The organism is Telmatocola sphagniphila, from assembly GCF_018398935.1.
In the GTDB taxonomy this organism is placed as follows: Bacteria; Planctomycetota; Planctomycetia; order Gemmatales; family Gemmataceae; genus Telmatocola; species Telmatocola sphagniphila.
Genome location: NZ_CP074694.1, coordinates 5469242 through 5485938 on the forward strand (window position 1 = coordinate 5469242; position 16697 = coordinate 5485938).

Annotated in this window: 10 protein-coding genes; 4 read left to right on the forward strand and 6 right to left on the reverse strand. The window is 56.2% G+C overall.

Annotated features, from left to right (window positions below; all coding sequences use genetic code 11):
- Positions 1–3: 3 nt before the first annotated feature.
- Positions 4–2985 carry a protein kinase domain-containing protein gene (locus KIH39_RS21870; RefSeq protein WP_213495361.1) on the reverse strand — a complete coding sequence of 994 codons (2982 nt, stop codon included), beginning with the start codon at positions 2983–2985 and terminating at the stop codon, positions 4–6.
- Between the two features lie 378 nt (positions 2986–3363).
- On the reverse strand, positions 3364–6495 hold the full coding sequence (locus tag KIH39_RS21875; RefSeq protein WP_213495363.1) for an HzsA-related protein: 3132 nt from the start codon (positions 6493–6495) through the stop codon (positions 3364–3366).
- A 232-nt stretch (positions 6496–6727) separates the two neighbouring features.
- On the opposite strand from KIH39_RS21875, the gene KIH39_RS21880 reads away from it, so the two are divergent.
- From KIH39_RS21880 to KIH39_RS21890, 3 genes are all read left to right on the forward strand, one after another.
- Complete coding sequence (locus KIH39_RS21880; RefSeq protein ID WP_213495365.1) at positions 6728–6931, forward strand: hypothetical protein; 204 nt, start codon at positions 6728–6730, stop codon at positions 6929–6931.
- Between the two features lie 91 nt (positions 6932–7022).
- Positions 7023–7880, forward strand: coding sequence for a GntR family transcriptional regulator (locus tag KIH39_RS21885; RefSeq protein ID WP_213495367.1), 858 nt, complete (start codon positions 7023–7025; stop codon positions 7878–7880).
- A 78-nt stretch (positions 7881–7958) separates the two neighbouring features.
- Positions 7959–9239 (forward strand): hypothetical protein, encoded by a 1281-nt coding sequence (locus tag KIH39_RS21890; RefSeq protein WP_213495369.1) that lies wholly within the window; start codon positions 7959–7961, stop codon positions 9237–9239.
- A 15-nt stretch (positions 9240–9254) separates the two neighbouring features.
- Here KIH39_RS21890 and KIH39_RS21895 read toward each other — a convergent pair whose 3' ends face one another.
- From KIH39_RS21895 to infB, 4 genes are all read right to left on the reverse strand, one after another.
- On the reverse strand, positions 9255–9974 hold the full coding sequence (locus KIH39_RS21895; protein ID WP_213495371.1) for an endonuclease III domain-containing protein: 720 nt from the start codon (positions 9972–9974) through the stop codon (positions 9255–9257).
- A 22-nt stretch (positions 9975–9996) separates the two neighbouring features.
- Complete coding sequence (rbfA, locus tag KIH39_RS21900; protein WP_213495373.1) at positions 9997–10410, reverse strand: 30S ribosome-binding factor RbfA; 414 nt, start codon at positions 10408–10410, stop codon at positions 9997–9999.
- An 86-nt stretch (positions 10411–10496) separates the two neighbouring features.
- A complete protein-coding gene (locus KIH39_RS21905; RefSeq protein WP_213495375.1) occupies positions 10497–10775 on the reverse strand; it encodes a DUF503 domain-containing protein in 279 nt (92 codons plus the stop codon).
- 47 nt (positions 10776–10822) lie between these two features.
- Entirely contained in the window at positions 10823–13963 is a 3141-nt protein-coding gene (infB, locus tag KIH39_RS21910) for a translation initiation factor IF-2 (protein ID WP_213495377.1), read from the reverse strand.
- Between the two features lie 584 nt (positions 13964–14547).
- Here infB and KIH39_RS21915 point away from each other — a divergent pair.
- The gene (locus KIH39_RS21915; RefSeq protein ID WP_213495379.1) at positions 14548–16455 is read left to right on the forward strand and encodes a M6 family metalloprotease domain-containing protein; all 1908 of its coding nucleotides are present in this window, start codon (positions 14548–14550) and stop codon (positions 16453–16455) included.
- Positions 16456–16697 lie beyond the last annotated feature (242 nt).

The window sequence follows — 16697 nt, forward strand, 5'->3', positions numbered from 1 at the left end:
CGGTCAATCCTGTGGGTAGCCGACGTACTGGCCTTCGGGAACTTGATCGGTGTTGTAGAGCTTGTTGTTCTTGGAGTAGCGCAAAAAAGTCAGATCGTTCTTGGGATCCAATGAAAGTGCACTCGTTGCCATCGCGCCGCGCAGGCTGTCGAAAAGCGGTGCCCCTTCGATCCAGTAATAGTCGCGCAGATTATTCTCGGCGACCAGCCAACTCGGTTTGGAAAGTCCCGGCTGCTTGCTATCCAAAAACGATTCGAGAACCGAAGGTTCCCACGGCAAATTCGAAGCCGGCGTCCAGACATGAATCGGGCTTTTCCAGCCCTGATCGTCGAAAGCGAGTTTATTCCAATTCTCCGCCTTATTGGTCGAAACTTTCCAACTCGCATCGGTCGCGACTAATTGTTGCTTGCTGTCGGATAGTACAATCTGCGCCCACAATCCTGCCGGCGTGTAATTCTCCCGGGCTACCGGGTCCGTTTCGTGAACTCCCTCCACGGCAATCAGATTGTCTCCCGCCTTCAACTTGCTGCTAATATCGAAATGATAGATCCGGCGGGTGAAGTATTTGGTCGGGCTCTTCGCCACTTCCTCGCCGTTGATCCAGACGGTAAAGCTGTCGTCGCAGCCCAAATCCAAAAAGGCCTTCTTGGGCTGTTCGCCCACCTTGAAGGTTTTTCGGAAATAGCAGGTGCCCGGCTTCACGCCCCGGCCCAGAGCGATCGATTCTTCGCGCAGCCAGATCCAGTCGGCATTCAACTTCGGCTGCTGGCCAAGCCCTTCAATGGCGGAAACCACCGAAGAGTTGTGGCTGGTCGGATTGGCAAACAGATTGTTCCGAACGGTGAGTTTGCCTTGCTGAAAACCGGGAATCGAATCGAAGTGGAAGCCAGAACGGATCTCGACGAAAACGTTATTCTCGATGAGCCCCTGGATCGACTTCTGCTCCGAAGCACCGCGAAAAGCGAAGGCATTGTCGAGACGATAGAAGCGGTTTTTCTTCCAGTCCACCTGCACGAGTTCAGAGCTGATTCTATTGGCCGCCTGGAACGATCCCTCGAAGCGGCATTCCTGCACGCGAATGAACTGATTGGATTGACCATCGAAATTGATCGCCGAATCGACGTTAGTGTTCGAGTTGTTCATAAAGCGGACGCGCTGCAGGTTCACCGGCCGCTCCAAGGTCCCCCTCGCATCCCGAAAGTGGATCCCCGAGTTCAAAAAGCCGGTGAGGTCACAATCCTGAATGGTGAACCCGGCGCAGGGGCCGCTGAGTTGAATCAGTTCGTCGGTATTGTCGTTCCCGTCGAAGCGGAAGTTTCGAAACGCCGCCGAGCTGTTGTTGATTTCCAGCATCGGTTTGCCCGCCGGGGTCTGGCTATCCCAGATCACATGTTCCCCGGGTCGAGTGGGTTCCCCCTGAAAGGAGGCTTTGAAACCGGCGGGAATGACGATCGGTTCGCGAACACGATCGCCGCGCACGATGATCGTACTTCCGGGCGTGGCCGAATCGATGGCTTCCTGCAGAGTTTTCTTCTCGACTTCCTGGCCCCCGCTCGAGAGGTGGAAAGTCGCCCGGACGGCGCTGTTTTCCAGGCCGTTCGAAGATTGGTTGGGAGAGTTCTTGGCCGGATCCTTCTCGTCATTCTTTGCGTTGGCGTTATTGCCGCGATTGCTAATCACATAGAACAGGGCAATCACCAGAGCCAGGATGACTCCGCCGCCAATGGCATAGATGCCGGTCTTCTTATCCGATTTCGTCTGGGTTTTTCGAAGGGAACCGGTGCTGTAGCGGGCCGAACCATTCGATTTCGGAAACCGGCGTGAAGCCATCGAAACGCTGGAAACCGGGCTGCCATTCGACGTCGAATGAATTCCGTTCCCGGTCGGCTCACCGCTCGAAGATCCCCCACCTAAGTAAGGAATCTCTTCCATGCTCGGCGGGTCGATCGGTGTGGAAGTCCAGGGCTCCAATGCCAGGGCGACCTCTTCCGGAGTCTGGAAGCGATCGTCCGGATTCTTGGCCATCATCTTGCGAACGATGTCCGCCATCGCCGTCGGTATTTCCGCGCGCAGAGTTTCCAGTTTCACCGGTTCGTGCGTCTGGTGGTAGAGCAGTTTCTGAACCGAGGAGGCTCCGTCGAACGGCGCTCGCCCGGCCAATATGAAATAGAAGGTCGCCCCGAGGCTGTAGATGTCGGTGCGGTTGTCGACGTTGTGGCTTTCGATGGCCTGTTCGGGGGAGATGTAGTCGGCCGTGCCGAGAATCCCCTGTTCGTCGAGATTCTTGGTCAGTTTATCGGCCCGATCATCCAGGTAGCGTGCCAGACCCAGGTCCAGAATTCGCAGCGTGCCGTCGCGGTCGATCAGCAGGTTGCCCGGCTTGATGTCGCGATGGGCTAAACCCGAATTGTGAATGTATTGTAGGCCCAGCGCGGCCTGCGCGATGTAGTGGGCCGCCCGAACTGGATCGAGCGGTCCTTTTTTGGAAACCAGATCGTGCAGTGAAACGCCTTCGACGTAATCCATCACCAGATAGTAGAAATTGTCCTGGCGGTCGATGTCGTGGGCCCGCACCAGATTCGGGTGATTCAAGCCGGCGGCCGCTCGAGCCTCCCGGAAAAACCGTTCCACCGAAACTTGATCATTCGTCGACTTGGCCGGCAAAATCTTCATGGCCACGTTATGATTCATCGTCGTATGCTTGCACAGGTAGACGGTGCCCATACCTCCCGAACCGAGTGGCTGCATGACTTTGAACTTACCGACGACAAATCCTTTGTAGCGCCCCTTCAACATGTTCTTGACGTGGAATTCCGTCAGCAGCCCAGAAGTGATCAGCGTGCGAGCGAACTCATGCATGGTTCGCGGCGGCGTGGGAAGCTTCCGAAGGCTCATGACGTGTTCGCGAAGAGCATCCGGCGGGACCAGACCGCTTTTCTGGACGATCAACAGAAAAGCATCCGCGGTAGTGGGAGGAATTGGCATGACCGAGTCGCTGGTCCTTTACGCGGGCGGATAGCTCATCGTTAATAAAACAATCAAGCGAATATATAAATGCACTAAGTGCAAGTTAACTAACCTACCGAGATTACCCCCAATTTTAATCCAGGTGCAATTCATTTCGCGCCTGAAAAAAAGCCGGGAGACTCGGATTATTTTCAGAAGCTGGGACAAAATTCGGGATCTGCTCGATAAACGCAAGTTCATTTAGCAAATAACGAGCTTCTATGCCCGGCGAGTTCTTGACTTCCACTAATATAGATTAGATTTGGATCGAAAGGAAATGCGCTTCCCTATTGAATTTACGTTCATTACCCTACAGGACGGCTCAGGAGTTCCAGCTGTCATTCTCCGAACAGATTTTCATTCCTTCCGGTGTGAAAATATCCTGTCCACCCGGGTGGTGTTGCCCTGATTATCACGGATTGTGACAATGATCTCCCCCCGTTCGATTATGGCCGGGGCTGAACTCAATTGGAGTTCCCAGATCCCGGTCTCCCGTTTCTTAAATAGAGAGGATAAATCGCTGCCGGGCTTCTGACCGTTCACCTCGAAATCGGCCTTCACGGTCCAGGAATCCTGATCGAGCCCCGAATTCACATCCCACAGGCCGATCAGGATTCGGTTAAACTCCTTGTTCACTCCCGGCTGAGGCGAGGTGACGGTTACCACCGGGCGTTGATCGTCGCAAAACCAGCCAAAACCGCCGCTTGTGCGGGCGGGGTGGTAATCGATATCCAATGGACAGCCCAGATCGATCCAGCGGGCGATGTTCCGCTTGTCTTCCTCGGTTAACGGTTCGACTTGAATAGTCTTCCCATCCGGCGTCTTATAAGTCCCAGCCACCGCTTCGGGTGGGGGCATGATGCTGCCGGTGTAATCGAGATCGGCCTTGTTCAGGTTTTCCCGGGTCGGCGGTAGGCTCTGGCCGTGGAAGGTCAGGGTCGAGGGGTCGCCCGGTTTGGTTTCCGTAGGGAAATCCTCGTTGGTCCAGCCGTCGAGCCGGCGGCCGAAGACTTTCCATACCAGAAGACTGCGGCGCGATTGAAATTCGCGGATATAGCGGGAAGCGTTGGTCTGCCGCCAGCTACCGATCAGCGGTTTGTAGCCGAATTTGGCTTCTTTATCCATCGCCAGTCGGAAGTAAGTGGATGGTACCGGATGATCGTGCCGGATGGGGTAGGGCCGGTTGTCATCGAGCACTAACTTCGCCGCGGCCTCGCCCGACTTCTCAGTATGGCAGGCCACGCAGCTTTTTTCGAAGATCGGTTTGATGTCCCGGAAGTATTCCACATCGCGCACACTCTTCTCGTAGCGGATACCCGTCTGCCGATCCTTATCCCACTGCTGATGCGATTGATCCTGCTCGGCCGTGGTGATCATCGGGAATTTTTCCACCAGATCGAACGGCACGTAATCTTTCTGGGCCGCTTTCGTTTTGGCGAATTCGGTCGGCTTCTGGCTATGGGCGTGGCAGCCGCCGCAGTCGTGTCGGATCTCGCCGGGCCGGAGTTGGTGCCACGTCTGCGACATGTTCAGAACCATGCCATTTTTGTCGAGTGTCTGGAAGGTGAACGCCGTGTCGGCCGGGATACGGGCCAGGAAGCTGGTATCCGGATTGCCATCGGTATCCAGAGGTTCTTTGCCGTCTTTATCGAACTTGCGCACGGGAATTTCCCCAAGAATGCGCAGCCGTTCGTTGGCATGATTGCGGAACAACCGGCCCGCTTTCGGCCCGCCTTTACGGCGATCGGTCGTCGGCTCCATTAACAGAATTCGAATGGCGTGAATGTCGTCGTTGGAATACTTCCCGGCCTCCGCCCCCTGGTTGAACCAGTTCAGCGAAGCGCCATTTTCGGCCGTGTTAAACGGGTCGAGCCCGGCGTAACCGCTTTTATCTTCGCCTTTAAAGCCGGCGGTGACGGTGCCCGCCGCCACGTAGCCGTTTGGATAGCTCTCGCGCTTGTAAAGACTGGAAGTACCTATCAGCCCGAAGGGGGTACCAGCGGGCAGATAGGTTGAGAGCGAACCATCGTTGCGATAGCGCGGCAGTGTCTTGGGTTCTTTGATGCCGTAGATCCGCTCGTAGGGTACGACCGCCTTGGGGAAGATTTCGTTATATCGGGGATCGTTTTTGATCAGCCGCATTTGCCCCGGCTCATCAATCGGTTTGCCGCCGAGGATCATGTAGATACCGGCATCCACGACCGGATTTCGCTGCACGAGATGCGTATTCACCGGTCCCGGCGACCAGACTACCAGCAAATTGTTTTCGGGGGCCGGGGCGGGATGCGTGAACTTTCCCACGGCAATGCTCTGGGGATCTTTCAAGTCGCTCGGCCCGGCCGGACCTTCCGCGTTGGAGGCGAACCGGGTGAACGACTCCACGCCATGAGGCGAGAAGGGAAGTTTGTAATAGAGGCCTTTGCCGTTGTCGTAGCGGCCGAAACGCAACGGCGGATTTCGGGGATCTTCCATGTGCCCGGGGCCAAACGGCGGATACCCTTCGGGATTCGACGTGGGCAACTTCAGAAGAGATCCAAATCCGGCATTATTGTGGTTGTAGTATTCCTCGATTACTAATGAACCGTCCGAAAGCTGGGCCTGAAAATGGAACAGATTCGGCGCATTCACTGGATCGAAAGCGCTGACGATCGGTTCCCAGTTCGTGCCATCCGGATGAATGCCCCAGATGCCCCAGAGCAGATTGTTCCGCAAACCTTGCGATTCGAAAGAGCTGAACATAATCCGGCCATCTCTTAGCACAACGGGATGCAGAGCCATCCCGGCGTTCAGAAAGCCGATGCATTCCGTTTCCCCCGTGTCCTCATCCATTACGAACAGTTGCAGGCAGGGCGAGGAATGCTTGGGGGCCTGGAAGCCATAACGTGAGGAGACGAAAGCGAGCTTACCGCCAGGTAGTGGGCAGGGGCCGGTGTTGAAAACGCCGTGGTTGAAGTAAGTCCGGCCATTGTCCTCATTGCGATAGAGACGGCCCCAGGCGGTGGCTCCGGTGTTCGGCTCGTATTTCTGTTCGGTGAGCAGCGTCTTTTTGCCACTAGCCAGATCGAGTTTGTAGATATCCGACCCGCCAAAGGGAGGCTGCGTGAACTGATTCGTCCCTTTCAGCCCGCGCAAATGGACGTAGTAAACTGATTTGCCATCCAGCGAAACCACCGGATCCATGATCGCCCCATCCAGGCCGCCCTGGACCAGCAGTTCTTCCTGGCCATCCGGATGAAGTAGCATCAGATCGGCACCCGGCTCCATCAGCAGCGGGTGATCAATCTCCGGCCAGACGGTGGGGGTGCTGTCTCCCTTGCGGGGCATGCGGACATAGACGATGTCGAAATCGTACCTGACCGATTTGTCTTCCCGCAACGAAGGAGGCGTGATATTCAGCTTACCAAGAAACAGCGGCTCATCGGCCGGCTGGGAAAAGAGGCCGCCGAGGGAAAATATCAGGAAAACCAAGGGCAGACAGAAGCGCATCATTTTGCTTCGGTAGGAGTGTGAAATTCGTGATTACGAAGCAATTGTAGGCGACAATTCGCCGAGATATCGCCCGGTTGTCGCGACTTCTCGGATTCTTTGGTATCGATCGGGGCATTTTGAAAGTGCTTTTCTTTGCAGACATAAAGAATTTCTGTTGCGGCAAGAAATTTGTAGGGTTATAAAGGAGTCACCCAAATCCTTTTAATATCAAGCCTTAGAGCGAGCAGCGTCCATGAGTAAACCTCAGAATGACGATCCCCTCGAGAAGGTATTGCGACAGCCTCCCTGGTCTAAACCGGTGGGGATGGAGGATTGTATCGCTTCAGATGAGATGACGTTCACAGAAGCGTGCGAATATTTGGACTGGCTGGAATCCCATGGCGAACCACCCGGCCGCATCGAAATTCAAGCAGACGGTAAAGTAATCATCCGGTAAATTGCCGAATTTTTCCCTTCTCCGCCCTTTCCGCACATAGCTTTTGATTCCCGGCCCGGCTATTCTGTTCTGAATAGGAGCCGGGCTATTCATGAATATGGCGGAATTTATTCAGCGGGATTTGGAGTCGCGGATTCGAGCCAACAACTTGGATCTCCCCGCGCTCAGCTTGCCCGCCTTGGCCAGGCACTATCAAGTCAGCTTTACCCCCGTTCGTCGCGCTTTGAAAAAACTGGTTGAGGAGGGCTTTCTCACACAACTGGATAATCGCCGTATTAAAGTTGCGGCTAATCCCCCGGACAAAGACAATAGCCCGCTGAATCGTCCGGTATTACCTCCTCGCTGGGAGGATGTCATCGCACACGAACTGCTGCTGATGAGTCTCCGCGGCCAAGCCGATTTTTTACGCGAAGAGGCTATGGCCGCACACTTCGGCATCGGCCGGATGCTGCTGCGCCAGACATTTTCCCGTCTCGCCGGGATGGGGGTGATCGAACATGTGCCGAGGCGTGGCTGGCGGATACGTCCTTTCGAAGAAAGGGATCTTCATTCCTTTCTCGAAATCCGGGAATTACTGGAAATTCAGGCGCTGCGCTCGGCCCGCGAGAACTTGGAAGCGCCGGTGTTGCAGCAGTTGCAGGCCGCTAATGAACCTTTGACGCCCGATGGTCCGCCCCGCATCGATAATTCGCTGCACGCCTACTTCATTGAGCGGGCTGGGAACCGATTCATTTCCTCCTTCTTCTCTCAGAACGGCGGATACTTCCGCTGGCTGTTCGATAACGCCACCCTCGAAGCTCACTTGATTGCCGAAATGGCCTGCGAACACGCGGCTATTCTGAAAGCGTCGTTGGATCGAGACTGGGCCACGGCCGAGAGTATCTTGAGCAAACATATCCGGGCTCAAGGCGCCATCGTGCAGCAATTGATCGCTAAAGTGTCCGGGTAAAAGCGATTGTTCTTGCCTGAATTGCATCTTCGCGCCTTTTCCTTAAATTTTTGCTCAAGTCTGGTCGATTTCAGATACATGAGAATCCGTCTAGCACTAATCGCGTCGCTATTTTCGTTATCGCCGCTTGCCGCCCAGGAGACCCAGCCGGCGGGTTTCTCCCGTCCCGCGCTCAACCTGAAATTGCCCGATGTGCCCGAGCCCGCCGGTCCCTCCCGGCCGGCCGATACCTTGCGAACCTTACCCCCTTTGATTCCACCAGGCGGCCTGCCGCCGGAGCTGAAAAAAGAAGCGTCCAAGAATTCGGAAATCGATCCGTCCCTGCAGAAAATCGACCTATCGTCGGTTACCATCCAGGATAAGTTCGGCCGGTTTCTGGTAACCTCGGGTAACTCGGTCCTTCGGGACTGCGGAGCGGATCGCGCGACGGCGCAGACCGTTTTGATGGTCATTCAGCAGATGGGTTTCACTCACCACGGCAGCATTGCCGGCGCTAATCCGCCATTCGAATACTGGCTGGTCGAAGATCAGAGTATGGCGAAGAAGGGGCTCGTCTCCTCGGAAGCCCACACCAAGACCTCAATGATGATCCCGATCAATGCAGAAGGCATCCATGCGAAGAAGGTCTCCGGCGCCTGGATCGTCACGGACGGTGGCCGGGTTCTCTACAATTTCGGCCAGTTGGAAGAGAATGCCCGGAAAGCGGTGGAAGTGCTGAAGAAATATGGTTTCAACGCCTTGGGAATCGTCGGTCAGCCAGTGCCGATCATGACCTATCCCACCAAGGCGGCCGGTTCCGCGATTACTGCGCCCGCGGCCTCGAGGCAAACACCGAATGTACCGTTCGATCCCGAAACGGCCCGCTTCCTGCAGAATGGTTTCTTCATTCCGCAGGTCGGCTATCTCGGACATCGCAAGCCGTTCGATCTTCAGCAGCTGGAATTGAAGCGCGGTCGCGAATGGGTGATGCTGGCCGGGCCGATGACTCTGTTCAACTTCGGCAGCGACGAGAACACCGGCCGGCAAGTTCTGCGAGCTTTTCAGGATTGGCACGTCAACGAGTACGTGGAGATTGGCAACACGGGCTATCGATTATTTCTGGCGGCCAGCCGCGTTCCGAATGGCCGGCCGTTCAATGCGCGTTCGATCGACTTTCGAAACGAGGATTTGAAAGTCGTCAAGGACAAGGAAGACCACTACTGGCTACAGGCCGGTTCGACGCAGATCCTCGATTGCGGGAAGAGCGATAAGGACGCGGATCTGTTGCTGACCGCCTGCCGGTATTTCCAGGTCGACTGTGCGGCGAAATACGGCAACCCGCGCTACGGGGAACATATGTTCCTGATCCGAGCGCGCTAAGAGATATCCGAAGTCCTAACGAGATTTCCGAGGCTTCTTCTCGGCGGGGGTCCCCGTTGCGGGGGCCGATTTGTTCAAGGCGTACAGGCAATCGTTCCGCAGAGGGCATTGCGGGCATTTCGGCTTTTCGTGGCAGACGTCCGCAGCCACTTCGCTGATCAAATCGGTGAACAGCGGCCCTTTGGCTTTGGGAATGTAGTGTTCCAAAGTGCCCGAGATGTTATCCAGACTATCGGTGGGGTCGTCGATGGCACCAACCCGGTGCAATACTCGCAGCGTCGGCGTATCGAGCGGCATGGCGTGACCGCCGAAGCCCCGTTGCACCACCCAGGCGACGGAAAATTCATTCACGTCGTGCAGTCGGCTCAATTTGCGGGCGCCTTCTTTCTGCCCCTTTTTCGGTAACTCGTCCATGTTGAACGAGTAAGTCAATTCGAACCATTCCTGCAGGATGCCGACTATCCGCTGGGCCCGCACACCGGCGTTCGGCAGTTCGCTCAGGGCTTCGCCCACTTCCGTCGGCGAGGAGACGCGGATTTCATTGAGGTCGATGAAGTTCTTGATCAGATTTTCGTAGGCGTCGGTGGCGAGTTTTTGCGTCGTGCCTTCCCGGAGTATCGAGAAGAGCAGTTCTTCCAGGATGGGACGGGATTCGGCGGCTTCTAACTCATACTTCTTCTTGGCCAGGTTGAAGATCTGAGTGAGTAACGCCTGTTTGTTGGTTACGGTCGGCATGGAGGTTCGTCCGTGGTGAAATTCAGCCGGGGGTCTCGTCGGCACCCTCAATCTGTCCGGAATCCTTCTGTTCTGTTGTATCGGCTTTGCCCTCGAGGGCACGGGCTTCCGCCAAAAGTCGATTGACTTCGATACTATTTTTCACGCCCTCGTCCAGAACGAAAGTCAAGACGGGCAGGAAGCGGGTTTTCATGCGATCCGCCAGACGGGACTGGACGAAGCCAGCCGCGTGGTTCAGAGCTCGCAACCCCACCTCCTGAGTGCGCTGGTCTCCCATAATGGAAACGTACACTTTCCCATGCTGCAAATCGCCGGAAACCTCGGCCCGGGTTACCGTTGTCATTTTCACTCGGGGATCGCGGATATGGAACAAAATGGTTTCGCTGGCCACTTCGCGAATGACCTCGGCCACCCGTGCCTGTCTATGTGTTTTCATACTCGAATTTCCTGCGGTGCCTCTCTTTTGCACCGAATTATGCGCCGGGAATACTGGCTCCCGGATCCTTCAATCAGAGGCCGGGGTTAAGAAAAGGGTTCGCAGTCGATATATTCCGCGACCGGATGGCCCCGGAGTGCCGCTTTGATGTGTTCCAGACAACTGGCCACATCCTCGGCCTCTTCCGCCACCGTGCTGATGCCCAGCGTGATCAACTGATGGTTGTCCCGGCTGCCGACCTCGGCTATGGCCACATTGAAACCATTCTTCATCCGGTCGATGATGCTGCGCACCACCTGGCGCTTATCCTTGAGCGTCCGCGCTCCGCGAACCCGTAACCGGATGCGAATTGAACCTGTGTGCATTCTGGTAGCAATCCGCCTTGCGGCGGATGCTATAAAAGGTTGACCGATTAATCCAGCGTTCGCTGGATCTGTTCGATGCGGTAAGCTTCGATCACATCGCCCACTTTAATATCATCGTATCCGGCGATCTTGATACCGCAATCGTAGCCTTCGCGAACTTCTTTCACGTCGTCCTTGAATCGCTTGAGCGATTCGAGGCTGGCGACCTTCTCGGCGGGCGGGTAAACCACCGCGCCTTCGCGAATAACCCGGATCTTGGCCGAACGTTCGATCGTGCCCTGTGTGACGTAACAACCGGCAATCGTACCCACCCGGCTGATCTTGAAGGTTTCCCGGATAACCGCCCGCCCCAGGTGAATGACTTCTTCCCGAGGTTTGAGCTTCCCTTCCAGAGCGGCCTTAATATCGTCCGTCAGGTTATAAATGATGTTGTACTCGCGGAGCGGGATACCGCGTTCCTCGGCCAACCGCAGAGCCGCATCGTCCGGCACCACGTTGAAGCCGACGATCATGGAATCCTGCGGCGAAGTCATCGCCAACTGGACGTCGCTTTCGGTAATCGCCCCGATCCCGGCGTGCAGCACGCGCACCCGGACTTCCGGATGCACCAGCTTTTCCAGCTCCTTGCGAATCGCTTCCACCGAACCGCGGGCTTCGGCCTTGAGGATGATCTTGAGTTCCGTGATCTTCGTCTTGGCTTTGCTGAGGTTGTCGATGTTGACCGGTTCGTAACGGTACTGGCCCGCTTCGAGTTGCTTTTCCTTACGGCTCTCGGCAATTTCGCGAGCGTTCGAAAGATCGCTCACCACCGTAAAGTGGTCGTCCGCATTTGGCACGGCGTCGAGACCGGTGATTCGCACCGGCACGCTGGGGCCCGCTTTCTCGATGGCGACGCCCAGGTCGTTGTACATCGCGCGAACGCGACCGTAGCAACTGCCGCAGAGGATGACGTCGCCTTTATTGAGCGTACCCTGCTGAACCAGAACCGTGGCCATAACCCCTTCGTCTGCCGACATGTAGGCTTCCAGGCAAGTGCCCAGAGCCGGCTTGTTGGGATTGGCTTTCAGTTCCTTGATTTCCGCCACCAGGGCCAGCGTATCGAGCAGTTCGCTGATCCCCTTGCCGGTAGCAGCCGAGGTGTAGACGAACTGAGCATCGCCGCCCATCGTATCGGGCAGAAGGCCCAAAGAATAGAGTTGCGATTCGGTCTTGCGGATATCGGCGTTGGGCAGGTCGATCTTGTTGATCGCCACGACAATGCTGACGCCGGCCGCCTTGGCGTGGGCAATCGCTTCTTCCGTTTGGGGTTTCACGCCGGAGTCGGCCGCCACCACAATCACCACGATATCGGTGACGTTCGCCCCGCGAGCACGCATCTTGGTGAATGCCTCGTGACCGGGGGTATCGAGGAAGGTGATCGGCTTGCCGTTGTGTTCCACCCGCCAGGCCCGAATGACCTGGGTGATGCCGCCCGCTTCGGTATCGACGACATTGGACGCGCGGATCTTGTCGAGCAGCGACGTTTTGCCGTGGTCGACGTGGCCCATGATGGTGACGATGGGAGCCCGGGGCTCCAGATGGCTCGGGTCGTCCTCGGCCTTCAGTTTTTCGAACAGATCGTCTTCGGCCGTCTTGGGCTTGATGATTTCCAGTTCGACCTGATTTTCGCCGGCGATCAATTCCGCCACTTCAGTATCGACGCTGGAATTAATCGTGTACAGCGAGTTGGTCAAATCCTTCAGCTTGAACAACAGCTGCGCGGCCTTCATACCCACCGCTTCGGAAAGCGAGCGGACGGTAATCGGCATGCTAATCGGCACTTTCCCCTTGCGCTCGAGCGTGCCGGGGAGCTTCTTCCGCAACTTCGCTTTCGCGTTGCGGTTCTTATAGTGGATTTCGTTTTCGATAACTTCGGCGTGGCCATCCTTGATCACCACGGCGCCGGCCAGAGTCTTGCGCTTTTCAGCTCGCTTGGCGCGTTCGCTGTGTCGGGCATTTCGGCCGGCGACCTTGCCGGGCTTCTTATCGTCTCCCTCTTCTTCGACTTCAGTCGCCGGGGCCGCACCTTGCGCTTTGGCAAGCTCGGCGGCGGCCGCTGCTTGAGCGGCCTTCTGCTCGCGCATGACGTCGATAAGGGTCTTGCCCTCGCGCATCGCCTTGAGCTGCTCGGGCGTGAATTTCACCGGACTGGGACCGACCTTTTTGTCGTCCTTTTTGCCAGCAACGGCCGGCACCTGACCGGCTGGGGCGCCGGGTCGTTTGGCCTGATCGCCGCGCGGCGGAACCAGGGGTCGGCGATCGCCACCTTGTGGGCCGCGACCCGGTCCACCTTCGTTGCGTTGATCGCGTTGATTCGGAGTAGCCGGGCCACCCGGTCCGGGAGGTCGCGGCGAATTCAAATTCTGCATGGGCCGAGTCGGTCGCGGTAGAACGGGTGCGGCCGGTCGCGGCGGCGCTTGCGGAGTCGCCGGAGCTTGAGTGGTCGGAGCGGGTGGGGCTGCCGTCGGTGCTTGCGGCGGCGGACTCACCGGAGTTTGTTTGGCCGTGGAGGTCGGGACCGGAGCCGGCGCTGGCGTCGGAGCTGCCGGGCGATTGGTGACCGGAGTGCTGGGCGAGGAGGGTCGTCGACCTGTCAGATTCAAAATTTTATTCGAAGACAAATTCGGAAGTTTCGCTGGGGTTGGGGCCGGAGCCGGAGTCGGGGCTGGGGCCGGGATGGGAGTCGGCGCGGCCGCAAGGGTCGGTACCGTTTCGGGTGAATTTTCAGGCGCCGCGATCGGAGTGATCTCGGCAGTAACAATGGGGGCTTCCAGCACCTCGACGGGCGATTCGGAAACGACCGCAGGGGTGCTCTCGACCACCGGTTCCGCTTCCGCGGCCGGGGGCGCTTCCGGAGCTTCTTCGGCGACGACCGGTTTGGCCGTTTTCGGGGCCGGGGGTAGCGTCCGGATTGGTTTATTCAAAGAGGTGGGAAGCGGCGCCGGGCTGGCAGCTGCCTTCGGCGCAGCGGCTTTCGACCCGCCCTGTTTGCGTGCATTCAATGCGTCGACTTGCTCCGGCTCCAGACTGCTCAACTGATTCTTGGCATCGAACCCGAGCTCTTTGCAATAGTCCAGAATGACCTTGCTATCGACCTTCCATTCTTTAGCTAAAGCGTAAATACGAATTTTGTCTTTGGCTTGCTGCAAGCGGAACTCCCCCGAAGCGGTACTTTCCGCTTCGCTGACCCCAGAATGAAACTCAACTATATTATATGTAAGCTTTTAAATCTTTTGTATTGACGAGAGTACCCACGACGGGAACCGTCCTGGGAGATTGAACCATTCCAGCCTGTTTTGCCCCGGCTGGTCGGTGAGTGGATGCTAGGGGATGCCTGCCAATGCCGTCTCGCCCCAGACTTGGATAGTCCCGGAGATGCAAACGAGTCGGCTACCATTCTCCTGTGGTCGGTAATGGAATCAGCAAAGTAGAGATCGAGAGAACCCTATTCTGCGTTTAGCTAATATACGGCGCGTACGGGAACTATTGCAAGAGGGTTGGACGAAGAATTTTACTCCGATCTCACAATAAACCCGGAAAGAGCTGATAATTCGTCTCGGTTTACCCTGACCTTTGCTCGCCGAATCCGATCTCAATTGGAACGATTTCCCACCGAAGCGGCGTTGCGGCTGACTTTTCCCATCAGACTCCCCGGATTCCTAATGATTTTCTCATGATCTCTATGGAGAATAGCGAACAATCCCAGCACTATCCGAATCGTGGTAGTTTCATCATGAAAAAGATCCTTTTCACCGCACTCTCGACCTTAATTGGTCTGGGAGGAATTTCCCCGGCGTTCGCGCAGGAATTGTTGCCCGCCCCCCGCATCTCAGGCATTATCGTGCCGCCCTACCATCTCGTGCTGCCGGAGAATCTCAAAGACTACAAAACGGTGGAGACCGCCGCGAAATCGAAAAGTGTCGCGCTTTCCACGAATAAAACCGGCCAGACCGGCTATCTCGGCATCCACCTGGAAACGCAGGGAGACAAACTCTTAATCGATGCCGTGCAACCGAATAGCCCGGCCGCCGCCGCCAAGATTCAGGTCGGTGATCAGTTGATTTCCTTCGAGAAAGAGCCTTTGAAATCGGTGAGCGAATTTCGCGACCGCTTGCAGACGCTGGAGCCGGGACATCGGGTTCAGCTCCAAGTTTCCCGGGAAGGGAAGACAATCGATATTCAATCCGAACTGACTGCCACCAGCCGACCTATGAAGCCCGATGCTCCCCAGCCGGTGATGGGCGTGCGCGTCCAGGACAGCGACGATTCCTCGGGCGTTAAAGTCGAAAATGTCAACGAAGGTTCCACGGCCAACAAGGCCGGGCTGAAAGTCGGCGATATCATTACCAAATTCGATGGCTCCGCCGTCACGTATCCCCAGAAGTTCACCGATCTCTTGGGGGAAAAGAAGCCGACCGACACCGTAACTCTCGAAGTGAAGCGGGCCGACAAGGTTCTGGCTCTGAAAGTTCCGCTCGAATCCTCCACCAATCAGCGAGGAGGCGGGGGTCGTGGGAATCGTGGCGGCTGGGACGATCGCATTGCCCGGACCTGGCAAAATCCGGTTTTCCGGCTGGCCATCGTCGGCGTGGAGTATCCCGATCTCAAGCACAACGAGAAAATCCGTCTCGAGGACTGGAAGCAATCCTTCTTCAGCATCGGCACTTACAACACCACCAACGCCACGGGGCAGAAGACGCACGGCAGCGTTTGTGACTACTATCTGGAGCAATCCTTCGGCAAACTGAAGGTGCAGGGCAAGGTGTTCGACTGGGTGCAGCTTCCCAAAAAACGCCTGGAATATGGCGGCAGCACGACGGTCAACTCCAAGACCGATTATCTGAAAGAAGTGACCGATAAATTAATTGCCCGCGAAGGGAAAGACGCGCTGAAGGACTTCGACGGCATCTTCTTCATCTATGCCGGGGATCGCGCGACTACCAATCGCGGTTCGCTCTACTGGCCGCACCGGGCCAACTTCACGTATGAAGGGAAGCGCTGGCCCTATTTCATCATTAACGAGATGGCCTCGCCGCAGCGGATGACCGACATCAGTGTGATGTGCCACGAATTCGGCCATATGTTGGGCCTCCCCGATCTTTATGCCCGGCCGGAAAATCCGGGCAGTGAAGGGGTAGGAGTTTGGTGTGCGATGTCCAACCAGTTGGGGAGCGGTCGGCCGCAGCATTTCTCGGCCTGGTGCAAGGAGCAGTTGAACTGGATCCAGCCGGTCACCCTCGACCCGACCGTGAAGCAGAAGCTGGTTCTAGCACCTATAGAAGAAGACACGCATCAGTGCTTCAAAGTGCTTGTGCGACCAGATGGCAGCGAGTATTACCTGTTGGAGAATCGCCGTCGGAAGGGATTCGATAGCAATTTACCGGCCGAAGGTTTATTGGTCTGGCGAATTCTGAATAATCGACCGATTCTGGAAGAGTCGCATGGAATTGAGGGGCCGCGCGGTCCGACTTCGTTTTTGGGGATGGTGCCGTTCCCGAGTAACTCGAACAACAGTTTCACGCCGTATACGATGCCGAGTAGTCGATCGCAGTTGGGCGGCGGCCTGCCGGTTTACATTACGAATATCCAGCGTCAGCCGGGCGGGTTGATCTCTTTCTGGATCGGGTACGAGTTTGAGTGAGACAAGCTAAATTAGCTTGTCCATTTCACATTAAGTATTGTTGAGCTCCTGTTTTGAACGAGAGCTTGATGAGATGTTTTGTTAGTTGAGATTGAAGGTCAAGATAATTTGGTTTAGAGCATAGCAATTTTGGGCGAAATTTACGTACTTAGAATTCATCTCATAGGTAGATGTTTAAGAATCAATTTAGCGTGCGAGTGATTTGGTTTACAATAAAATAAATTTGAAAAAAAGACATTTTT